General features: G+C 59.6%; 18 protein-coding genes and 1 pseudogene. 5 read left to right on the top strand and 14 right to left on the bottom strand.

The genetic code is table 11. The features are described 5' to 3' along the window. Positions 1 to 554, top strand: a 554-nt coding sequence (locus tag ACQKP4_RS23955) for an OprD family outer membrane porin (RefSeq protein ID WP_427636190.1), incomplete at its 5' end; no start/stop codon positions are given. A 167-nt stretch (positions 555 to 721) separates the two neighbouring features. Here ACQKP4_RS23955 and ACQKP4_RS23960 read toward each other — a convergent pair. The 5 genes from ACQKP4_RS23960 to ACQKP4_RS23980 all read right to left on the bottom strand — a co-directional run bounded on the left by ACQKP4_RS23960 (position 722) and on the right by ACQKP4_RS23980 (position 7,302). Further along, on the bottom strand, positions 722 to 1,054 hold the full coding sequence (locus ACQKP4_RS23960) for a DUF2790 domain-containing protein (protein ID WP_427636192.1): 333 nt from the start codon (positions 1,052 to 1,054) through the stop codon (positions 722 to 724). Between the two features lie 78 nt (positions 1,055 to 1,132). Beyond that, a complete protein-coding gene (locus ACQKP4_RS23965) occupies positions 1,133 to 1,333 on the bottom strand; it encodes a co-regulatory protein PtrA N-terminal domain-containing protein (protein WP_427636194.1) in 201 nt (66 codons plus the stop codon). Positions 1,334 to 1,546: 213 nt separating this feature from the next. Then, positions 1,547 to 4,690 carry a CusA/CzcA family heavy metal efflux RND transporter gene (locus tag ACQKP4_RS23970; RefSeq protein WP_427636195.1) on the bottom strand — a complete coding sequence of 1,048 codons (3,144 nt, stop codon included), beginning with the start codon at positions 4,688 to 4,690 and terminating at the stop codon, positions 1,547 to 1,549. Positions 4,691 to 4,742: 52 nt separating this feature from the next. Then, a complete protein-coding gene (locus ACQKP4_RS23975; protein ID WP_427636196.1) occupies positions 4,743 to 5,963 on the bottom strand; it encodes an efflux RND transporter periplasmic adaptor subunit in 1,221 nt (406 codons plus the stop codon). Positions 5,964 to 6,021: 58 nt separating this feature from the next. Continuing rightward, positions 6,022 to 7,302: a TolC family protein gene (locus tag ACQKP4_RS23980; protein ID WP_427636197.1), complete on the bottom strand. Its 1,281-nt coding sequence runs from the start codon at positions 7,300 to 7,302 to the stop codon at positions 6,022 to 6,024. 477 nt (positions 7,303 to 7,779) lie between these two features. On the opposite strand from ACQKP4_RS23980, the gene ACQKP4_RS23985 reads away from it, so the two are divergent. Both ACQKP4_RS23985 and ACQKP4_RS23990 read left to right on the top strand, forming a co-directional pair. Next, positions 7,780 to 8,454, top strand: coding sequence for a heavy metal response regulator transcription factor (locus ACQKP4_RS23985; RefSeq protein WP_427636198.1), 675 nt, complete (start codon positions 7,780 to 7,782; stop codon positions 8,452 to 8,454). Then, positions 8,451 to 9,851, top strand: a complete 1,401-nt coding sequence (locus ACQKP4_RS23990) for a heavy metal sensor histidine kinase (RefSeq protein WP_427636199.1) — start codon at positions 8,451 to 8,453, stop codon at positions 9,849 to 9,851. Before ACQKP4_RS23985 ends, ACQKP4_RS23990 begins: the two co-directional genes overlap by 4 nt. A 106-nt stretch (positions 9,852 to 9,957) precedes the next feature. Here ACQKP4_RS23990 and ACQKP4_RS23995 read toward each other — a convergent pair whose 3' ends face one another. From ACQKP4_RS23995 to ACQKP4_RS24020, 6 genes are read right to left on the bottom strand one after another with little or no spacing between them, the layout of a single operon-like run. Next, entirely contained in the window at positions 9,958 to 11,700 is a 1,743-nt protein-coding gene (locus ACQKP4_RS23995; protein ID WP_427636200.1) for a carbohydrate ABC transporter substrate-binding protein, read from the bottom strand. A 46-nt stretch (positions 11,701 to 11,746) separates the two neighbouring features. Beyond that, the gene (locus tag ACQKP4_RS24000; RefSeq protein WP_427636202.1) at positions 11,747 to 12,019 is read right to left on the bottom strand and encodes a DUF2160 domain-containing protein; all 273 of its coding nucleotides are present in this window, start codon (positions 12,017 to 12,019) and stop codon (positions 11,747 to 11,749) included. 10 nt (positions 12,020 to 12,029) lie between these two features. Continuing rightward, positions 12,030 to 12,830, bottom strand: coding sequence for a carbohydrate ABC transporter permease (locus ACQKP4_RS24005; RefSeq protein WP_427636204.1), 801 nt, complete (start codon positions 12,828 to 12,830; stop codon positions 12,030 to 12,032). A gap of 8 nt (positions 12,831 to 12,838) precedes the next feature. Further along, positions 12,839 to 13,705 (bottom strand): carbohydrate ABC transporter permease, encoded by an 867-nt coding sequence (locus ACQKP4_RS24010; protein ID WP_427636206.1) that lies wholly within the window; start codon positions 13,703 to 13,705, stop codon positions 12,839 to 12,841. Then, positions 13,702 to 14,835 (bottom strand): ABC transporter ATP-binding protein, encoded by a 1,134-nt coding sequence (locus tag ACQKP4_RS24015; protein ID WP_427636208.1) that lies wholly within the window; start codon positions 14,833 to 14,835, stop codon positions 13,702 to 13,704. Before ACQKP4_RS24015 ends, ACQKP4_RS24010 begins: the two co-directional genes overlap by 4 nt. Next, complete coding sequence (locus ACQKP4_RS24020) at positions 14,835 to 15,929, bottom strand: ABC transporter ATP-binding protein (protein WP_427636210.1); 1,095 nt, start codon at positions 15,927 to 15,929, stop codon at positions 14,835 to 14,837. The genes ACQKP4_RS24015 and ACQKP4_RS24020 overlap by 1 nt, the downstream gene beginning before the upstream one ends. 387 nt (positions 15,930 to 16,316) lie before the next feature. Between ACQKP4_RS24020 and ACQKP4_RS24025 the strand changes: the two genes are divergently transcribed. Further along, positions 16,317 to 18,218 carry a sigma-54-dependent Fis family transcriptional regulator gene (locus tag ACQKP4_RS24025; protein WP_427636212.1) on the top strand — a complete coding sequence of 634 codons (1,902 nt, stop codon included), beginning with the start codon at positions 16,317 to 16,319 and terminating at the stop codon, positions 18,216 to 18,218. A 99-nt stretch (positions 18,219 to 18,317) separates the two neighbouring features. On the opposite strand, the gene ACQKP4_RS24030 is transcribed toward ACQKP4_RS24025, so the two are convergent. Then, positions 18,318 to 18,704: a hypothetical protein gene (locus tag ACQKP4_RS24030; RefSeq protein WP_427636213.1), complete on the bottom strand. Its 387-nt coding sequence runs from the start codon at positions 18,702 to 18,704 to the stop codon at positions 18,318 to 18,320. 396 nt (positions 18,705 to 19,100) lie between these two features. On the opposite strand from ACQKP4_RS24030, the pseudogene ACQKP4_RS24035 reads away from it, so the two are divergent. Next, positions 19,101 to 19,561, top strand: a pseudogene (locus tag ACQKP4_RS24035) (sigma 54-interacting transcriptional regulator); the annotation flags it as partial. A gap of 215 nt (positions 19,562 to 19,776) precedes the next feature. Here ACQKP4_RS24035 and cysS read toward each other — a convergent pair. Together cysS and ACQKP4_RS24045 are read right to left on the bottom strand one after the other, a co-directional pair. Next, positions 19,777 to 21,159, bottom strand: a complete 1,383-nt coding sequence (gene cysS, locus ACQKP4_RS24040; protein ID WP_427636216.1) for a cysteine--tRNA ligase — start codon at positions 21,157 to 21,159, stop codon at positions 19,777 to 19,779. An 18-nt stretch (positions 21,160 to 21,177) separates the two neighbouring features. After that, on the bottom strand, positions 21,178 to 22,724 hold a 1,547-nt coding region (locus ACQKP4_RS24045), incomplete at its 5' end, for a glutamine--tRNA ligase/YqeY domain fusion protein (protein WP_427636215.1).

The following is a 22,724-nucleotide window of genomic DNA, read 5'->3' on the forward strand; positions in this document are numbered from 1 at the left end:
ACAGCAACCAGCCGAGCAGCGGCAGCAACAGCAGCCACCAGGGACGGAAAAAGTACGGCGAGTTCGACAACAACATCTGGAGCGGTCGGGTGGGCGTCAAACTCGGGGCCCACTCCGTCGCCCTGTCCCATCAGCGCAACAACGGCAACGACGACTTCGATTATCTGCGCCAGTCCGACTCGATCTTCCTCGACAACTCCATCCAGTACAGCGACTTCAACTCGCCCAAGGAACGTTCCTGGATGGTGCGCTACGACCTCGACATGAGCAGCTACGGTGTGCCGGGATTGTCGTTCATGACCCGTTACGCCCGTGGCACCGACGCCGATTATGCCAACGCCAACGCCGTGTACATGCGCCGCGACGCCGAGGGCAATCCGTTGACCGACCAGAAGCGCTGGGAACGCGACATCGAAGTCAAATACGTGGTCCAGACCGGCTCGCTCAAAGACCTGTCGCTGCGTTTGCGCCAGGCCACCACCCGCGCCACGGCGTTCGAGTCGGACCTGGATGAAGTACGGGTGATTGTCGAGTATCCGTTGGCGATTCTTTAAGGTTTACCGCGTCTGCACTATTCACCTTTAGAAGCTCCTGCTCCTTTGGTAAGAGGTGAATCTTTTGGCGTCCTTCGGGACGCCTTTTTTATGACCGGCGCAAAACCTCACCCATAAAAAAGCCCGACTCATTCGACATGAACCGGGCGGGTTGATGAATACCGGTGTCAACCACCGCGCTTACGGCACTCCCCCGCCACGCTGTATTTGATCGTGTTCAGTTGGCCCTGAGAATCTTCATAGGTCATCGCCGTAGGGACTACGGCGCAATCGACCTGCGGCCGCACAACACTCACCACTTTGACCACATCCAGTTTCATCCCGTATTCGTAGTTCTTGACCACCGGCGCGGGCTTGCCCTGGTTGGCGGCGTATTGCTCCATGGCTTTGTCGTTGGCACTGAGCATTCGCTCGAACGTCTTGTCACCGCCACCTTCAGCCAACACGTTCAGTGACGCCGCCATCAGCCCGGTGACCGCCATCAACTTGATCAATTTCATCTTTTCCACCTTCAAACCTCACTCATAAAAAAGCCCACCATCGGTGTTCGATGACGGGCTTGTTCACGTTTGGCGCACTTACAGATCCTGGGTTTTCTGATCCTTTTTTTCGTTCACGACAACCGGATCACGGGCCTGCTCTTTTGCCACAAACACCTCCATCGAGCGGCCGTTGGAAGCCATCATTTTTTCGAAGGTCCTGTCGCCACCGCCCTCAGCCACGGCCAGGGTAGACATCGCCAGCGCTGCTGCAAACGCACTCAGTTGTACAAGTTTCATGCTTGATTCCTCGTTTAATTAACTAACGTGATCAAGGTAACAATTCGAACCTTTCATGACGGTGGCGCTGAAATTACATATCCGTTATGTGACGGCCACTGATTTCAATCAGCGCCCAAAACCAATGTGTCAGGCCGCTCAGTCAGCACCTTGCTGACTGAGCGATTGCACCGCGGGCAGGCTCGCGCCCACAGGGACATTACCTGCGGGGCTTCAAGCGGCGTCTTCTTCACGCCGATGCGCCAACTGATACAGGGCCGGCAATATCAGCAGCGTCAGAATCGTCGACGACAGAATCCCGCCAATCACCACCGTCGCCAGCGGTCGCTGCACCTCCGCCCCCGTGCCCGTCGCCAGGGCCATCGGAATGAACCCCAGTGACGCCACCAGTGCCGTCATCAATACCGGTCGCAGGCGTGTGAGCGCACCTTCGTTGATGGCGTCAGTGAGTGAGCGCCCTTCCTCGCGAAGGTTGCGAATGAACGCAATCATCACCAGGCCGTTGAGCACCGCCACGCCCGACAGCGCAATGAACCCGACGCCCGCCGAAATCGACAACGGGATATCGCGCAACCACAACGCCATGACGCCACCGGTCAGGGCAAACGGAATCCCGGTGAACACCAACAACCCGTCCTTCAAATTGTTGAACATCATGAACAGCAGCCCGAACACCAGCAGCAATGCCACCGGCACCACAATCTGCAAGCGCTTGGCCGCCGACTGCAACTGCTCGAACTGGCCGCCCCAACTGGTCCAGTAACCCGCCGGCACCTGCACATCACGCTCGATCACCTCGCCCGCCTCGGCAACGAACGAGCCGATATCCCGTCCACGCACGTTGGCGCTGACGATCACCAGACGCTTGCCATTTTCGCGGCTGACCTGATTCGGCCCCAGGACCAGGTCCAGACTGGCCACTTCCTTGAGGGCGATGAAGCCGATCCGGTCGGCACTGCCGTTGAGCAGCGCCGGCACCGGAATCAGCAGCGCCGACAAGCCTTCGATGTCCTTGCGCATGGCGTCGGACAGACGCACCACCATGTCGAAACGTCGATCACCTTCATACAGCGTGCCCGCCTGCCGCCCACCGACCGCCACCGCCAGGGTGTCCTGCACATCGCCGACGTTGAGCCCATAGCGCGCCGCCTTGTCGCGGTCGATGTTGATGGTCAGCACCGGCAGGCCGGTGGTTTGCTCGACCTTGACCTCGGACGCGCCATTGACCTTCTGCAGGGCCGCGGCAATCTTCGCCGCCGTGGCATTGAGCACCTCCATGTCATCACCGAACACTTTGACCGCGACGTCACTGCGCACGCCGGAAATCAGTTCGTTGAAGCGCAGCTGAATCGGCTGCGACAGTTCATAGTTGCTGCCCGGCAGCATCGCGGCGGCTTGTTGCAGCTCGGTCATCAGGGTCTCGCGGGATTTGCCGGGGTCCGGCCACTGCTCCTTGGGCTTGAGCATCACGTAGCTGTCGGAAATGTTCGGCGGCATCGGGTCGGAAGCGATCTCGGCGGTACCTGTCCGGGCAAATACGCGCTCGACTTCCGGCACCTTGTCGAGAATTAACGTTTCCAGACGCTTCTGCATGTCGACCGACTGGGTCAGGCTGGTGCCCGGCACGCGCAAGGCTTGCAGGGCAAAGTCGCCTTCGCTGAGGCTCGGCACAAACTCGCTGCCCATGCGGCTGGTCACCACGCCGCTGAGCGCAACCACCCCCAGCGCCATGCCTACCGCCACGGCGCGATGGGACATGACCCAGGCCAGCGCCGGCGCATACACCTGACGCGCGCCGCGCATCACCGCGCCCTCTTCTTCTTTGACTTTGCCGGTGACGAACAGCGCGATGGCCGCCGGCACGAAGGTTACCGACAACAGCATGGCGCCCAGCAGTGCGATCACCACGGTGAACGCCATCGGGTGGAACATTTTGCCTTCGACCCCGCTCAACGCGAAGATCGGCAGGTACACGACCATGATGATCAACTGGCCGAAAATCAGCGGTCGCCGTGCTTCTTTGGCCGCTGCAAACACCTCGTGGAAACGTTCGGAGCGGGTCAACAAACGCCCGTACCGTTGTTGCGCATGGGCCAGCCGTCGCAGGGTGTTTTCGACGATCACCACCGCGCCGTCGACGATGATGCCGAAGTCGAGCGCGCCGAGGCTCATCAGGTTGGCGCTGACCTTGTTGCTGAACATGCCGGTGAATGTGAACAGCATCGACAACGGAATCACCATCGCGGTAATCAGCGCCGCGCGGATGTTGCCCAGGAACAGGAACAGAATCGCGATGACCAGAATCGCCCCTTCGATCAGGTTCTTCTTCACGGTGGCGATGGCTTTGTCGACCAGGTGCGTGCGGTCATACACCGGCACCGCGACCACGCCCTTGGGCAGGGATCGGTTGATCTGTTCAAGCTTGCTCGCCACTGCCTGCGAGACCGTGCGGCTGTTTTCACCGATCAGCATAAACACGGTCCCGAGCACCACTTCGCGACCGTTTTCGGTGGCGGCGCCGCTGCGCAGTTCGCGACCGATGTCCACGGTGGCCACATTCTTGATGCGGATCGGCGTGCCATCGACGTTGGCCATGACGATATTGGCGATGTCCTCGGTGCTTGCCACTTGCCCCGGCGCACGAATCAGCAACTGCTCGCCGCTGCGCTCGATGTAACCGGCACCGACGTTGGCGTTGTTGCGCTCCAGCGCCGTCACCAGGTCGGCCAGCGTCAGTTTGTAGGCCGCCAGCCGTTTCGGATCGGGGGCAATCTGGTACTCCTTGGCGAACCCGCCGATGGTGTTGATCTCGGCCACACCGGGGACGTTGCGCAGTTGCGGCTTGATGATCCAGTCCTGAATCACCCGCAGATCGGTGGGCGTGTAGGCGCTGCCATCGTCCTTCAAGGCGCCCTCCTGTGCCTCGACCGTCCATAGGAAAATCTCGCCCAACCCGGTGGAGATCGGCCCCATCAGCGCTTCGGCGCCTTCGGGCAATTGCTCCTTGGCGATTTGCAATCGCTCGTTGACCAATTGCCGGGCAAAGAACAGATCGGTGCCGTCCTTGAAAATCACCGTGACTTGCGACAACCCCGAGCGTGACAGCGAACGGGTCTGCTCCAGCGCGGGCAGACCGGCCATCGCGGTTTCAATCGGGAACGTGATGCGCTGCTCGGTTTCCAGCGGCGAGAACCCGGCCGCGCCGGTGTTGATTTGCACCTGGACGTTGGTGATGTCCGGCACGGCGTCGATCGGCAGCTTCTGGTAGCTGGCGATGCCGAGGCCGGCCATGAGGAGAACGGCGAGCAGCACGATGATGCGCTGCTCGATGGCAAACTGGATCAGGCGTTCGAACATGAGAACCTTCTCGTCGAGGGTACGGATCGGTGGGCGTCTTTGGTTCGCTGTTTCAATGGGAATGCTCAGCCGAGGCTTTGCCCAGTTCCGATTTGAGAACGAAGCTGCCGCCAGCGGCGACCTGAGCACCGGCCTCCAGCCCCTGGGTGATTTCCACCTGACCGGCCGCGCGACTGCCCAATGCCACCGGCTGCGCCTTGAAGCCGTCGGCGGTGCGCACGAATACCGTGGGCTTGTCCTCCACGGTCTGGATCGCGGTTTCGGGCACGACGACCTTGGCCTGGCGGCTGTCGGTTGCGACCAGCGCAGTCACGAACAACCCCGGACGCCACGAACCCTGGGGGTTTTCCAGCGTGACCCGAACCGTTGCGGTGCGCGTCTGTTCGCCCAGCAAACTGCCGACATAGGCCACGGTGCCGGCGACTTCGGCGTTCAGTTCCGGCGCGCTGACCGTAACCGGTTTGCCGACCTGGACCTTGGTCAGGTCCTTGGGCGAAACGCCGAACGTCACCCACACCCGCGACAAGTCCGAGAGCGTGAAGGCGCTGGTGGTTTCGTCGACCACCTCGCCGGGGGTCAGGTGTTTTTCCACCACCACGCCGTCGAACGGCGCGCGCAGCTCATAGCGATTGCCACCGGTGGCAACTACGCTGCCGCTGAGTGCGCTGATCTTTTGCCGAGCGTTGTTCAGGGCGATTTCAGCCTCTTCCAACGCCTGTCGGGCCTGAAGGAAATCCTGTTCGGCGGAAATCTTGTCCTGCCAGAGTTTCTTCTCGCGCTCGTACGTCGTGCGCGCCAGCGCCAGTCGCCGCTGCGCCGCAGCCTGCTCGCTGCGTTGCTCGGAAATCTGCTGACTGGCGATCACCGCCAGTAACTGACCTTTCTTCACCGACTGCCCGAGATTGACCGACACCGACTCGACCACGCCCGGCACGCGCGGCACCACGTGCGCGGTACGGTCTTCGTCGAAGCGCACTTCGCCCGGAAACGGCAACATCAAATGGATGCTTTGCGCGCGGGCTTCGGCCAACTGGATACCCGCCGCCGCGATCTGCTCGGCGCTGAGGCTCAGGTGCCCCTCTTCGCTTTCACCCTCGGCATGTTCACCCTCGGCATGTTCACCGCCGGCCGGGGCGCCCTCTTCAGCATGATCGGCATGCTCCGTCGCTTCTTCGGCGTGGGCGTCGGTGGCCGCGTTGCCCACCCACAACGAGCCGATACCGATGCCCAGGGTTAAGGTCGCCACGGCGACCACGATCAGTTTTTTATCCATGGAAACTCCTCTGCGTCACGCCATCGATTCGGCCGCGCAGTTCGCTGACAGTTGAAATTCAGGGGCTGACGCCGAATGCGTCGACATCGCCGAAAATGCGTTCGATGCGTACCCGGGCCTGTGTTGCCTCGGCAACGGCCTGGATGTACTGGGAACGCGCGTCGATCAGGGTTCGCTGGGCATCCAGCACGTCGAGGAAACCGAACTTGCCCATTTCGAAGCCCTGCGTGGCGCTCTCGACCGCACGTTGCGCCGCGGGCAGGATGGTGCGGTTGAACGCCTGGACTTCGCCGTTGGCGGTCTGCCACTGCGTCAGCGTGGCCTGGATTTCCGTGCGCAAGCGCAGTTCGGTCGCGTTGCGCAAATCCCGCGCCTGATCGGTGCGCCGGGCGGCCGCCAGCACATTGCCCTGATTGCGGTTGAACAATGGAATCGGCATCGACAGGCCGACGACGTTGACGCGTTCGCGCTCCAGTTCGTCGTACTGGCTGCCGACACTCACGGTCAGGTCGGGAATCCGCTGGGCCTTCTCCAGCCCCAATGAAGCCTCGCGCTGCTCGATCTGCAATCTGGCCAGGCGCAGCTCGGCGGTCTCGTTCAAACGCTCCAGCAACCGGTCCGGCGGCGGCACGATGGACAATTCCTCAGCGGCAACTTGCACCCGGGTTGTCGTCGGCAATGGCGCGCCCATGACCTGTGCCAATTGCTGATAGGCGTTGGCTCGATCACGTTCGGCCCGACTCAATTCCAGACGCACTTCGGACACTTGCACCTGCGCCCGCGTGCCTTCGACCGGCGACGATTTGCCTGCCTGGATGCGCCCTTGTGCCACCCGCAAACCGTGCTCGGCGAGCGCCAGCGACTGACCGGACAATTGCAATCGCTGCTGCGCCGTTTGCGCGCCGGAAAACGCCTGAATCACGTCCGCCCGCAAGGCATTGCGCTGGCGCTCCAAGGCGATACCGGCGGCATCCTGGGCGCGGCTGGCGACATCGATCCGCGCACCGCGCTTGCCGCCCAGTTCAATCGGCTGGTTGATCATCACCGTGGTGGTTCTCGAGTTGCGGCGCGTATCCTCCGCCTCCCACGACACCTCGGGATTGGGGATCAAACCGGCCTGCTGCCGATCGCCTTGGGCAATGCCGATTTCCCATTGCGCGGCCGCCAGATCAGGGTTGCCGGCGAACGCCGCTTGCAAGGCCTGATCGAGGGTCAGGGTCGACACCGGCGAATCAGCGGCAAATCCGGGGCCCGCCAATAACAGAAAGCAGGTGACGGTCACCACCCGACGTGTTTTTTTCAGGCGTGGACGCGCCGTCAGTTCTTTAAACCCGGGCAATTGAATACTTCCTTTTTAAATCAAGAATCTTCGATGCCGCCACGGTAGGGTTTTGAACTTATCGACAAGGTGACTGGAACATTACAAATACGTTATCCACGGTTTGGCCACGTTGTTTTGCTCTAGCATGCCAGCGGCAAACATCAACACAGCAATACAACGAAACAAATAACCCGGCTCTATCTGCCCATCAGTACTTGCCCTATTGAAGTTCCCATGGGGCTCGACGGCTATTGGCACCGCCTTCTGCGACACGCTGTCGCAGCCCAGTATTTACGGGGCTCAACGCAGACAAATCTGATTGACTCTGTAGCCCCTAAAGACTTTATTGTGCCGGCTTTCACCAGGAGACTTCACCGCCGGAGCAACACCCCACGCATTAAGCTGTTATTAAATCCGTTCGGAAGACCTTAAAAAAAACAACAACTTTCCCGACCACCTTAATTAATGATCCGTTAAAACAAGTGGTGACTTACCATGCGAATCCTTGTCGTTGAGGACGAGCTTAAAACTGCCGAATACTTGCATCAGGGCCTGACAGAAAGTGGCTATATCGTTGATCGTGCGGCCAACGGTGCCGACGGTCTGCACCTGGCCCGGCAACAGGTTTATGAGTTGGTGATACTGGACGTCAACCTGCCGGAACTGGATGGCTGGGGCGTGCTGGAACAACTGCGTCGCACCTGCACCACCCGCGTAATGATGCTGACCGCACGGGGTCGCCTGACCGACAAGATCCGTGGCCTGGATCTGGGCGCCGACGATTACCTGGTCAAGCCGTTCGAGTTTCCGGAACTGCTGGCACGCGTGCGCTCCCTGATGCGCCGCAGCGAACAGATCCCCGTGCCGCAGGTGCTCAAGGTCGCCGATCTCGAACTCGATCCGGGGCGGCATCGCGCCTTTCGCGGCGAGCAACGCATCGATCTGACGACCAAGGAATTTGCCCTGCTGCACCTGCTGATGCGCCAGTCCGGTGAAGTGCTGACCCGTACCCAGATCATTTCGCTGGTCTGGGACATGAACTTCGACTGTGACACCAACGTGGTCGAAGTCTCGATCCGCCGGCTGCGGGCAAAAATCGATGACCCGTTCGACAGCAAGCTGATCCATACCATGCGTGGCGTCGGCTACGTGCTGGAGGCGCGGGAATGAAGCCGGCCAGCCTGTCGTTGCGGCTCGGCTTGACGGTCAGTGTGCTCGGCGCCCTGTTGGTGGTGCTCCTGGCGATACTGGCCTTCTTCGCCCTGACTCACGAATTGAACACCTTATCCAGAGACAGCCTGGCGAAGAAGATGGAGCAGGTCGAACACAGCCTGTCGCTGTACGGCGCGGCGGGCGAAATCAATACGCAGCCCCACACCTTGCTCGATCAAGTCATGGGGCACGACAACCTGACCCTGACCATTTACGACCGCGACAACCGGCGCACGCCGTTGCTGAAGTCGGGTTCGGGCATGACCGACCCGCGCATCGAGTTGAAAGCGGCCGGCACGGTGACCGACACCCTGTCATACGCCAAGCACACCGATGCAGAAGGTCGGCGATTCCTCACCGCGTCAAGGCTGGTGCGGCTCAAGGACGGGACGAACGCAGCGGTCTTGTTGTCGATCGACAGTGCCAACGATGACGCCCTGCTCAGCGCGTATCTGCGCTCGACGCTGATTGCCGTGCCGCTGTTGCTGATCCTGATCGGCATCAGTGCCTGGGCCGTTGTCCAGCGAGGGCTGGCGCCGTTGCGCGAGTTTCGCAAAGTGGCGGCGATGGTCTCGGCGCAAGACCTCAGTCATCGGCTGTCGGTGGTCAAGATGCCCCAGGAACTCAGCGAGCTGGCTCGGGGCATCAACTTCATGCTGAACCGCCTCGACAGCGGCGTGCAGCAGTTGTCGCAGTTCTCCGATGACCTCGCTCACGAACTGCGCTCGCCGATCAACAACCTGATGGGCAAGGCCCAGGTCACGTTGTCCAGGGAACGGACGGCTGACGAGTACAAAACCGTGTTGGCGTCTTGCACCGAAGAACTGGAGCGTGTGGCGCGCATTGTCTCGGACATGCTGTTTCTGGCACAGGTCAGCCAGCCGGCGGCGGTCGCGCCTTTCGAATTGATCACCCTGGAAGAGGAGGCGTTGAAAGTGGCCGACCTGTTTTCCCTGTCGGCGCAAGAGAAGCGCATCAGCCTGAACGTCGTCGGCCATGGGCGAGTGCTCGGCGACCGGTTGATGATTCAACGGGCGATCTCGAATCTGCTGTCCAATGCCCTGCGCCACTGCCCGGCAGGCCAGCCGATCAGTCTGCTGATTGACCACGGGGCCAGCGAGGTTTCGCTGTCGGTGAGCAATCCGGGGGCGGGTATCGAGGCGCAACATCTGGAACATTTGTTCGACCGCTTTTACCGGGTCGACAGCAGTCGCTCACGCGCGCAGGGCAGCACCGGCCTGGGTCTGGCCATCGTGCGTTCGATCATGAGCCTGCATCAAGGCGTGGCCGAGGTTGAAAGCGTGCCTGGGCGGACAACGGTGTTCCGGCTGGGGTTTCCGGTATCGGCCGATTAGCGACTCAGGCGCGCCTGCTCCGGGCGGCGTTCCGACGACGGCGCTGGCACAGACACCAATAAAAACGGCACCTCGCGGTGCCGTTCACTTCACGCCATCCAACCGCTTACTTCGGCGCATTCGCCCACGATTTCAGCAGTTCGGTGTAGCTCACGGTTTCGCCTTTGGGCTTCTCGTTCGCCAGTTTCGGCTTCGGAGCGCCCGGCTGATCGAACCAGTATTGCGCGTCCCGTTCCGGGTTCATCTTCGGCCCGCACACCGGTTGCACCTTGGAGCGTTCAAGCCGCGTCATGATTGCGTCCTGGTCCTTGGCCAGGCCATCGAGCGCCTGTTGCGGGGTTTTCTCGCCGCTCGCCGCTTCGGCGATGTGGCTCCACCACAGTTGTGCCAAACGCGGATAGTCCGGCACGTTGGTCCCGGTCGGGGTCCATTGCACACGGGCCGGACTGCGGTAGAACTCGACCAGACCACCGAGTTTCGGTGCCAGGTCGGTCATGGCTTGCGAGTTGATGTCCGACTCGCGAATCGGCGTCAGGCCGACGATGGTTTTCTTCAGCGAGACGGTTTTCGAGGTCACGAACTGCGCGTACAGCCAGGCCGCGAGTTTCTGTTTCTCCGGCGTGGACTTGAGGAAGGTCCAGGAACCCACGTCCTGATAACCCAGCTTCATGCCCTCTTCCCAGTAAGGCCCGCGTGGCGACGGCGCCATCCGCCATTTCGGCGTGCCGTCGGCGTTCATCACTGGCAGGCCAGGCTTGGTCATGTCGGCGGTGAAGGCGGTGTACCAGAAAATCTGCTGGGCGATGTTGCCCTGGGACGGCACCGGCCCGGACTCGGAGAAGGTCATGCCCGCCGCTTCCGGTGGCGCGTAGGCCTTGAGCCAGTCGACGTATTTCTGCGTGGCGAAGACCGCCGCCGGGCCGTTGGTGTCGCCACCGCGGGTCACGCTGGAGCCGACCGGGTGGCAGTCCTCGACGCGAATGCCCCACTCGTCCACCGGCAAACCGTTGGGGATGCCCTTGTCGCCGCCACCGGCCATCGAGAACCAGGCATCGGTGAAGCGCCAACCCAGCGACGGGTCTTTCTTGCCGTAGTCCATGTGCCCGTAGATGCGCTTGCCGTCGATTTCCTTGACGTCTTCGCTGAAGAACTTGGCGATGTCTTCATAGGCCGACCAGTTCACCGGGACGCCCAATTCGTAGCCGTACTTTTCCTTGAACTTGGCTTTCAGCTCTGGCCGCTCGAACCAGTCGGCGCGGAACCAGTAGAGGTTGGCGAACTGCTGGTCGGGCAGTTGATAGATCTTGCCGTCCGGCGCCGTCGTGAAGGAAATGCCAATGAAGTCCTTGATGTCCAGGGTCGGCGAGGTGAAGTCCTTGCCTTCGTTGGCCATCAGGTCGGTGATGGATTCGGTCTTGCCGTAGCGAAAGTGCGTACCGATCAAATCCGAGTCGTTGACCCAGCCGTCATAAATGCTCTTGTCCGACTGCATCACGGTTTGCAGCTTTTCCACCACATCGCCTTCTTGCAGCAAGTCGTGGGTCAGCTTGATCCCGGTGATCTCGGTAAAGGCCTTGGCCAGCACCTTGGACTCATATTCGTGGGTGGTCAGAGTTTCCGAGACAACCTTGATGTTCATCCCGCGAAACGGCTCGGCCGCCTTGATGAACCACTTCAATTCCTCGAGCTGCTGATCGGCCGTCAGGGTAGACGGTTTGAATTCGCTGCCGATCCATTTTTTCGCCGCGTCTTCGTAGGCATCCGCCCAGGCAGATGCGCTCAAACCGCTGAGTGCGAGCATGGCTGCCAATGAAATGCTATGTCGCAGCTTATTGTTTTTGTCGAACATAAGACCTCCTGTTTAGATTTCGGAGCAACATTGCCGAGCGATTCGACTAGCCCCAACGCATCACAGCCAACAGCCACACCAGGGACAACGCGGACGCTACCCAGATGCTCCAGTCGGTGGCGCCGATTACCAGCAAATGCAGGTAGGCGCTGCCGAGAAGACCGATAAACAACCGATCGCCACGGGTGGTGGCAATCGGCAACAAACCCTTGCGAAGAACGCTCGGCGAGCGCAATTCCCAGGTCGTCATGCCCAGCAGAATCAGGCCGATGACGATGAAAAACGCTGCCGTGGGGACCGTCCAGCTCATCCATTCCATCATCAGCTCCTCAGACCCGGCCCAGGGCAAAGCCCTTGGCCACGTGGTTACGAACAAACCAGATCACCAGCATGCCCGGCAGGATGGTCAACACCCCCGCCGCCGCCAGCACACCCCAATCGATGCCGGACGCCGAGACCGTGCGGGTCATCACCGCCGCGATGGGCTTGGCGTTGACCGACGTCAGCGTGCGCGCCAGCAGCAACTCGACCCAGGAAAACATGAAGCAGAAGAACGCCGTCACCCCGATGCCGGAGCCAATCAGCGGGATGAAAATCTTCACGAAGAACTTCGGAAAACTGTAGCCGTCGATGTAGGCCGTTTCGTCGATCTCTTTCGGTACTCCGGACATGAAGCCTTCCAGGATCCACACCGCCAACGGCACGTTGAACAGGCAATGCGCCAGCGCCACGGCGATGTGCGTGTCGAACAGACCAATCGAGGAATACAGCTGGAAGAACGGCAGCAGGAACACCGCCGGCGGCGCCATGCGGTTAGTCAGTAGCCAGAAAAACAGATGCTTGTCGCCGAGGAAGCGATAACGCGAGAACGCATACGCCGCCGGCAACGCCACGCTCAGCGAGATCACCGTGTTCAGGCTGACGTAGTACAGCGAGTTCAGATAACCGTTGTACCAACTCGGGTCGGTGAAGATGACCTTGTAGTTGGCGATGGTGAAATCCTGTGGAAACAGCGTCAGGCCGCCGAGGATTTCGGTGTTGGTCTTGAAGGACATGTTCAGCAGCCAGTAGATCGGCACCAGCAGGAACAGGATGTAGACCAGCAACGGGATCAGCTTTCTCTTGCTCATGGCAGGCCTCAGCGGTTGGCGTCAGAGTGAGTCATGGCGGTGAAGAACAGCCAGGACACCAACAGGATGATCAGGAAGTACACCAGCGAAAAAGCCGCCGCAGGGCCGAGATCGAATTGCCCTACGGCCATCTGCGTCAACGTCTGACTGAGGAAGGTCGTGGCATTGCCCGGCCCGCCACCGGTCAGCACAAACGGCTCGGTGTAGATCATGAAACTGTCCATGAACCGCAGCATCACCGCGATCAACAGCACGCTTTTCAGCTTGGGCAACTGAATGTGCCGGAACACCGCCCAGGCCGAGGCGCGGTCAATGCGCGCCGCCTGGTAATACACGTCCGGAATGGCCCGCAGGCCCGAGAAACACAACAGCGCCACCAGCGAGGTCCAGTGCCAGACGTCCATCACCAGCACGGTGACCCAGGCGTCCATGGTATTGGCCGCGTAGTTGTAGTTGATGCCCATGGCATTGAGGCTCGAACCGAGCAGCCCAATGTCGGCCCGGCCGAAAATCTGCCAGATGGTGCCGACCACGTTCCATGGAATGAGCAGCGGTATCGCCAGAATGATCAGCACCAGCGACGACCAGCGCCCCTTGGTCGGCATGGTCAGGGCGATGGCGATGCCCAGCGGGATTTCGATCAGCAACACACACGCCGAGTAAATGAACTGGCGCAGCAGCGAGTCATGCAACCGTGGATCGAGCAGCACCTGCTTGTACCAGTCGGCGCCGACAAAGTAGCGGCTGGACTGGTCGAAGATGTCCTGCACCGAATAATTGACCACGGTCATCATCGGGATCACCGCACTGAATGCCACCAGCAGGAACACCGGCATCACCAGCCACCAGGCCTTGTTGTTTTGCACCTTGTTCATGGCTGCGCTCCGCTAGTGGTTTGCACGGGAATAGCTGTTTGCGCGGTCAGCAGGTAATCGTCGGCATAGACCAACAGCCACTGCGCCGGAAAACTGATGTAGGCCGTGCCTTCGGGCACCGGTTTGTCTTCGGTCAGCCGTACTTTCAGCGGTGCGCCATCAAGGTTCAGGGTCATGATCTTGTAGGTGCCCAAGTCTTCGACGTGTACGACTTTTGCCTGCATCGCGTCATCAAACGGCTCGTCCCACACATGGACGAATTCGGGCCGAATCCCGACCTTCAGGGTTTTCCACGGTTTATCGGCGATCTGTTGCTGCATCTCGTCAGAAAGGGGCAAGTGCGTCGACGCGAAACCGACGCCACCCGGCTGTGGCTGCACTTCGATCAGGTTCATCCCCGGGCTGCCGATGAAATAACCGACAAAGGTGTGGCTCGGCCGCTCGAACAATTCCCGTGGCGTGCCGAACTGCACGATCTGCCCGCCGTACATCACCGCGATCTTGTCGGCGAAGGTCGACGCTTCGAGCTGATCGTGGGTGACGTAGACCATGGTGATGTTGAACTGCTCGTGGATCTGCTTGAGCTTGCGCCGCAGCTTCCACTTCAAGTGCGGGTCGATCACCGTCAGCGGTTCATCGAACAGGATCGCCGAGACGTCGTCGCGCACCAGACCGCGCCCCATGGAGACCTTCTGTTTTTCATCGGCGGTGAGGTTGCGCGCCTTTTTGCCGAGCAAGGCCTGGAGGTCGAGGACTTCGGCAATTTCCTGCACCTTGCTGTGAATTCTCGCCTCGGCCATGCCCTGGTTGCGCAGCGGAAACGCCAGGTTGTCGAACACCGTCATGGTGTCGTAGACCACCGGAAACTGGAAAACCTGCGCGATGTTGCGCTTTTCCGGGGTCAGGTCGTTGACCACTTTGCTATCGAACAGCACCTGGCCCTGGGACGGGCTGAGCAGCCCGGAAATGATATTGAGCAAGGTCGACTTGCCGCACCCCGAAGGCCCGAGCAACGCATAAGCGCCGCCCTGCTCCCAGACGTGGTCCATCTCGCGGATCGCGTAATCCTCGGGGCCGCTCGGCGTAGCGGTATAGCTGTGGGCGAGGTTGTGCAAACGGATTTCGGCCATCAGGCAACCCTCGCGATGCGACGACCAGGCGCCTGGATCAGCCGCCCCTGCGCATCGAACACAAACAGTTTATGGGTCGGGATGTAGATGCGAATCGGCGCGTCGACGTCGTATTCGTGGACGCCGGGCAAGTGCAGCACCAACAGGAAATGCTCGTTGCGCACGTGCAGGAACGTTTCCGAGCCGCTGATCTCGGCGACCTCGACGGTCACCGCCAGTTCGAGGTCATCGTCGTTGCTCGGCACCAGCGAAATATGGCTCGGACGCACGCCGAAACGGAACTCGCCCTCGCCCACCGGGCGCAAATCGACGTTCAACGGAAAGTGCACGAAGTTGGCGAAACTGACCTCGTTACCGGCAATCCGCCCTGGCATCAGGTTGATCGGCGGCTCGGAGAACAGCTCAGCCGCGAGCACGGTTTGCGGCTGGTGATAGACCTCGGACGACCTGCCGCTCTGAATCACCCGACCTTCGTGAAGAATGGTCGTGGTGCCGCCCAGCGCCAGCGCTTCGTTGGGCTCGGTGGTGGCGTAAATCGCAATGGTGTGCCGCGCCTTGAACAGCTCGCGCATCTCCTGGCGCAGTTCTTCGCGCAGCTTGTAGTCGAGGTTGACCAGCGGCTCATCGAACAGGATCAGCTCGGCGTCCTTGACCAGCGCCCGGGCCATGGCCGTGCGTTGTTGCTGGCCGCCGGAGAGTTCGAGGGGATGGCGCTGGAGAAATTTCTCGATGCGCAGCATCTTCGCGGTTTCCAGCACTTTGCTCTGGATCAGCTCGTTGGACACACCGCCCTGGCGCAACGGCGAGGCGATGTTTTCGAAGACGGTCATGGTCGGGTAATTGATGAACTGCTGATAGACCATCGACACGTTGCGCAAGCGCACCGGGCGTTGGGTGACGTCGACGCCGTTCATCAGGATGCGGCCGCTGTCGGGCTTGTCCAGACCGGCCATCAAGCGCATCAGGCTGGTTTTGCCGGAGAGCGTGCGCCCCAGCAAAACGTTGAAAGATCCGGGTTCGAAACTCAGGCACGCATCGTCGATCCAGGTCTGGCCCTCGACGGTACGGCTGACGTGCTCCAGGGTTAATGACATGGCTCGGCCTTTTTATTATTGGAGTCAAGCGACCGGAGCAATATAGCGACATTCGTGCCAGAAATCACAAGCTGTTGATCCTGCTTGGGAATCCTTGAAAAACGCGAAAAACCGCGTTCGTTGCTGAACAGAAATGAACAACCGCGACTGAACAATTGAACAGTTCGGCGGTTGACAATGAACAATAGTGAACAACACTCTACGGAGGCTTTTAGCCTTTCCCGGATCACGGTCAAAGACGCAAAACCTGTGGGAGCGGGCTTGCTCGCGAAAGCGCTATGCCAGTCGACATCAATGCTGACTGACCCAGCGCTTTCGCGAGCAAGCCCGCTCCCACAAGGTAATACCCATAACAACAATAAAAGCTTTGTTCAGAGATCGACTGCCATGGCCGCACCCGCCTCGCCGCTCTCCCACGACGCGATCATCCAGGACTCCTGGTCGCGCTGCCGCGCGTTCGGCCTCAATCATCACAGCGCACCGACCTTTGATCAGTTACCCGCCGACGGCATCGCGCAGTTGCTGGAGAGCCAGCATTCACTGGTGCAGACCACGCATCAGGAAGTCCTGCCCTATTACGAAAACATCCTCAGCAACTCCAATTGCCTGATCATGCTCGCCGACAATCAGGGCCAGGTGCTGACGTCGTGGGGCACCCAGCGCTTTATCGAACCCGGCCTGACCCGGGGTTTCAACGCCGGAGCGAGCTGGATGGAACGCTGCAGCGGCACCAACGCGATTGGCACCGCACTGGCGTGCGAGCAGGCGGTGCACATCGAACACGATGAACACTTTCTGAAAGCCAACCGGTTCATGACCGGTTCCGCTGCACCGATTTTCGACGCCGAACGCAAAGTGATCGCGGTGCTGGACGTGTCCAGCGACAGCTACCTGCCGCCCTCCCACACCCTCGGCATGGTCAAGATGATGAGTCAGACCGTGGAAAACCGGCTGATCCTCAACCTGTTCCATGGCCAGCATTTCCAGTTGACGTTCAACACCGGGCTGAACAACCTCGACAGCCAATGGGCCGGGTTGTTGATTTTCGATGAGACGGGTCAGGTGCTGTCGGCCAATCGCCGGGCCGACAATCTGCTGGGTATCAGCCTGTCGCGGGTCAGTGTCGAGAGTTTGTTCAAAGTGTCCTTGCTGGAACTGCTGAACCAACCGGACGGCCTGCCGTTTGCCTTGCAAGCCTCCGGGCGCAATCGCTTTCAGTGTGTGTTGAAGCGACCCAAACAGGCACCGATTCAGGCGCGGCTGTTCGCTGAGAACAAGAGTTCTGAAAACAAGAGCGCTGAACCCGCCGTGGCCGCTCCCGTCGGGATCAGCCTCAGCAGCCTGCACTTTGGCGACAGCCGCGTGGAAAAAGCCGTGCGCCAAGCCGAGCGTCTGCTGGAGAAAGACATTCCACTGCTGATCCATGGCGAGACCGGGGTCGGCAAGGAAGTGTTCGTCAAAGCGTTGCATCAGGCCAGCTCACGGAGCAAACAACCGTTCATTGCCGTCAACTGTGCGGCGATCCCCGCCGAACTGGTGGAGTCCGAGCTGTTTGGATATGAAAAAGGCGCGTTCACCGGTGCCAATCAGAAAGGCAGCATCGGGCTGATTCGCAAGGCCGATAAAGGCACGTTGTTCCTCGATGAAATTGGTGACATGCCGCTGCCGACTCAGGCACGGCTGCTGCGGGTCTTGCAGGAGCGTTGCGTGCAGCCGGTGGGCAGTAGCGAGTTGTTCGCGGTAGACATCCGGATTATCTCGGCGACCAACCGCTCATTGCGTGAACAGGTGCAGTTGGGCCGGTTTCGTGAAGACCTCTATTACCGGATTGGCGGTTTGACCCTGGAACTGCCCCCGCTGCGCGAACGTAGTGACAAGCAGGCGCTGTTCAAGCGTTTGTGGGAACAGCATCGCGAGCCATCGCAATGGGCCGGGTTAAGTCGCGAGGTCATGGAGTTGTTCGGCCGTCATCCATGGCCGGGGAATTTGCGCCAGGTCAGCAGCGTGATGCAGGTCGCGCTGGCCATGGCCGAGGAACAACCGGTGCGGCCGGAGCATTTGCCGGATGATTTTTTTGTCGACCTGGAGATGGAGCCGGTTGACTCGCCGGAACCGTTGGCGGTGGATTTGAATGATGCCGAGGATTTGAACCGGCAGTTGCAGGCGGCTGGGGGCAACATATCCCATTTGGCGCGCAGGCTTGGGGTGAGTCGCAATACGCTTTACAAGCGCTTGCGTCAGTCCGAATCGATCTTGCCTGTGCATAGTTTAGGAGCGGACAATAAATAAGGGACGGTGATCCCCTCCCTTATTTATTATGCAGCCCAATCAGTAATTTAAATCACAGGGCCAATATACTGACAAGTTTCACCCCTACCCAAACATCAACTAAAGATCCTCACCACCTGAATAATGCGAACCAACCTGACCAAACCAACTTCTACTTTCGCCTGAAAGGTCTACGTTAAACTCCAGGGGCTGTACATCGTTTCCATTTACCTTCGACGTCCGCGTTCCGTGCCAAGTCTCGAAATATGTTTCACCACTACGATAAGCTGCCATCATCACAAACTTCTCAGTCGAAGTTTCAAAAACGAGATCAGTTTGCTGTTTTTCTTTGTTAAATCCGAAATAACCGGATATTTGTTCAGTCGCAGACTTATGCTTAACATAGCTTCCGCTAAATGCACCCATAGCCTCATTTATCTTGGAAATTTCAAAAGCATAGCCCGACGGATAAGAATTATAGAGAGCCTTCAAATGAGAGTTAGACATTTCTCAATCCTTTCATTTTGATGATAAAAGTTACTTTAAAGAGAGGGATCCTTATCACCACCCAACTCTTAAAGCCCACCACCAAACGATAAATGCACTACCACAAATAAACAGCTGTAATAAATGACAGTTTTTTATCACCATTAGCGATAAATATTCCATCCGCCCATCCTAAAAAATATCTATTCCTTAAAAAAGATGGGCAGACGTAACGTCTCCAACCAAAATCTTTGGGTGACTGGATGTTTTTGCATCGCCAAGCAATGAGGTGAGCATTTTATTATTCAGTTTCAGAAAAACATCGGCCCCGACAATCGAGGCAGATGTTTATTCTATTTTTGCAAGATGCGCTCATAAAGCCTGGAACAGCATGTTTACTACGCGATCTTCAACCAGCCAACCGTTGCCGTGAACTGTGCCGCGATCCCCGCCGAACTGGTGGAATCCGAGCTGTTTGGATATGAAAAAGGCGCGTTCACCGGTGCCAGGCGCTGTTCAAGCGTTTGTGGGAACAGCATCGCGAGCCGTCGCAATGGGCCGGGTTAAGTCGCGAGGTCATGGAGTTGTTCGGCCGTCATCCATGGCCGGGGAATTTGCGCCAGGTCAGCAGCGTGATGCAGGTCGAGCTGGCCATGGCCGAAGAGCAGCCGGTGCGGCCGGAGCATTTGCCGGATGATTTTTTTGTCGACCTGGAGATGGAACCGGTTGACTCGCCGGAACCGTTGGCGGTGGATTTGAATGATGCCGAGGATTTGAACCGGCAGTTGCAGGCGGCCGGGGGCAACATCTCCCATTTGGCCCGGCGGTTGGGCGTTAGTCGCAATACCCTTTACAAACGCCTGCGCCAGGTTGAGTAACAGGCATGCCGCAATGATGGTGTTTGGCTCCAGATCATCGCGAGCAAGCTCGCTCCCACAGTGGGTCTGCGGTGAACACAATACTTACGAACGCACCCGATCTATTGTGGGAGCGGGCTTGCCCGCGATGGTGTCAGCCCAGACACCGCACTACTAAATCCTTGCGCATAAAAAAACCCGCACAAGGCGGGTTTTGTTTGTAACGAACGCAGCAGTCAGTCAGCCAACCGCCAGGTCGTGCCGCCCTTGCCGTCTTCCAGCACCACGCCCATCGCGGTGAGCTGGTCGCGGATGCGGTCGGATTCGGCCCAGTCCTTACCGGCCCGCGCCGCCAGACGCGCCGCAATCAGCGCATCGACTTCAGCCGCATCAACGCGACCTTCAGCGCCGGCCTGCAAGAAATCATCGGCTTCGAGTTGCAACACACCCAGCACACTCGCCAGTTCCTTCAAGCGTGCCGCCAGGCCTGCCGCCGCATCGAGATCGCTCTCGCGCAGACGGTTGATCTCGCGCACCATCTCGAACAGCACCGCGCAGGCTTCCGGCGTGCCGAAGTCGTCGTTCATCACCTGGGTGAAGCGCTCGACAAACGCTTCGCCGCCAGCCGGCGCCACGTTCGGCAAGCCTTTCAGCGCGTGGTAGAAACGCTCGAGGGCGCCTTTGGCGTCCTTGAGGTTGTCTTCCGAGTAGTTGATCGCGCTGCGGTAGTGGCTCGACACCAGCAGGTAACGCACGACTTCCGGGTGGTACTTTTCCAGCACGTCGCGAATGGTGAAGAAGTTGTTCAGGGACTTGGACATCTTCTCGCCATTGATGCGAATCATCCCGCAATGCATCCACGCGTTGGCGTAGGTCTTGCCGGTCGCCGCTTCGCTCTGGGCAATTTCGTTTTCGTGGTGCGGGAACTCGAGGTCACTGCCGCCGCCATGAATGTCGAAGGTCTCGCCCAGGCAGCAGGTCGACATCACCGAGCACTCGATGTGCCAGCCCGGACGCCCGGCGCCCCACGGCGATTGCCAACTCGGCTCGCCCGGTTTGGTGGCTTTCCACAACACGAAGTCCAGCGGGTCCTGTTTTGACTCGTCGACTTCGATCCGCGCGCCGATGCGCAGGTCTTCGATCTTCTTGCGCGACAGCTTGCCGTAGCCCATGAATTTGGCGACGCGGTAATACACGTCGCCATTGCCCGGTGCGTAGGCGTAACCCTTGTCGATCAGGGTCTGGATCATGCTCAGCATGCCGGGGATATGATCGGTGGCACGCGGTTCCATGTCCGGCTTGAGGATGTTGAGGTGCGCCTCGTCCTCGTGCATCGCGGTGATCATGCGCTCGGTCAAGGCGTCGTACGGCTCGCCGTTCTCCTTGGCCCGATTGATGATCTTGTCTTCGATGTCGGTGATGTTGCGCACGTACGTCAGGTTGTAACCGCTGAAACGCAACCAGCGGGTCACCAGGTCGAACGCGACCATGCTGCGGCCGTGGCCAATGTGGCAGTAGTCGTACACGGTCATCCCGCAGACATACATGCGCACATTGTTGCCATCCAGCGGCTTGAAGACTTCTTTGCTCTTGGTGAGCGTGTTGTAGATCGATAGCACGTTAGTCATTTCCTGGAATCACTGGCCCCACGAATCACGCAAGGTCACGGTACGGTTGAACACCGGACGACCGGGCTTCGAGTCCTTGATATCGGCGCAGAAGTAACCTTCGCGCTCGAACTGGAAACGGTCTTCCGGCTGTGCGTTGCCCAGCGAAGGCTCGGCACGACAACCGGTGAGCACTTGCAGCGAGTCAGGGTTGATGTTGTCCAGGAAACTGGCGCTGTCTTCGGCCTTCTCAGGGTTGGGCGAACGGAACAGACGATCGTACAGACGCACTTCGCACTCGACGCTGGCCGCCGCCGGCACCCAGTGGACCACGCCTTTGACCTTGCGGCCTTCAGGGTTCTTGCCCAGTGTTTCCGGGTCGTAGGAGCAACGCAGTTCGACGATGTTGCCGTCGGCGTCCTTGATCGCTTCGTCGGCGCGGATCACGTAGCTGCCGCGCAGGCGCACTTCGCCGTTCGGCTCCAGGCGCTTGTAGCCTTTTGGCGGCTCTTCCATGAAGTCATCGCGGTCGATGTAGATTTCACGGGCGAACGGCAGCTGGCGCACGCCCAGCTCTTCTTTCTGCGGATGACGCGGCAGTTCGAGGTTCTCGACCTGGTCTTGCGGGTAGTTGGTGATCACCACCTTCAACGGACGCAGCACGCACATGGCGCGCGGAGCGTTCTGGTCCAGATCCTGACGGATGCTGAATTCGAGCATGCCGAAGTCGACCACGCCGTCGGAACGGTTGGTGCCGACCATGTCGCAGAAATTGCGGATCGACGTCGGCGTGTAGCCACGACGGCGGAAGCCCGACAGCGTCGACATGCGCGGGTCGTCCCAGCCGAACACGTGCTTTTCATCGACCAGTTGCTTGAGCTTGCGCTTGCTGGTGATGGTGTAGTTCAGGTTCAGGCGGCTGAATTCGTACTGACGCGGATGCGCCGGCACTGGCAGTGCGTCGAGGAACCACTCGTACAACGGACGGTGGCTTTCGAACTCCAGGGTGCAGATCGAATGGGTGATGCCTTCGATGGCGTCCGACTGACCGTGGGTGAAGTCGTAGTTCGGATAGATGCACCACGTGTCACCGGTCTGGTGGTGATGCGCGTGACGGATGCGGTACATGATCGGGTCGCGCAGGTTCATGTTCGGCGAGGCCATGTCGATCTTGGCCCGCAGCACGCGTGCGCCGTCCTGGAATTCGCCGGCCTTCATGCGGGCGAACCAGTCGAGGTTTTCTGCCACGGAGCGCTCGCGGAACGGGCTGTTCTTGCCCGGTTCGGTCAGGCTGCCACGGTATTCCTTGGCTTGCTCCGGGCTCAGGTCGTCGACGTAGGCCTTGCCGGCCTTGATCAACTCGACGGCCCAGTCGTGCAACTGGTCGAAATACTGCGAGGCGTAGCGCACTTCGCCGGACCATTCAAAGCCCAGCCATTTGATGTCGCTTTCGATCGCGTCGATGTATTCCTGGTCTTCCTTGGCCGGGTTGGTGTCGTACAGTTCCTGATTATTAAATTGCTGACCGTACAACTCCCACGGCGCAATGTCACCCTTATTGATATGAGCGATGAAGT

This window comes from Pseudomonas sp. NPDC086278 (assembly GCF_050280905.1).
GTDB lineage: Bacteria > Pseudomonadota > Gammaproteobacteria > Pseudomonadales > Pseudomonadaceae > Aquipseudomonas.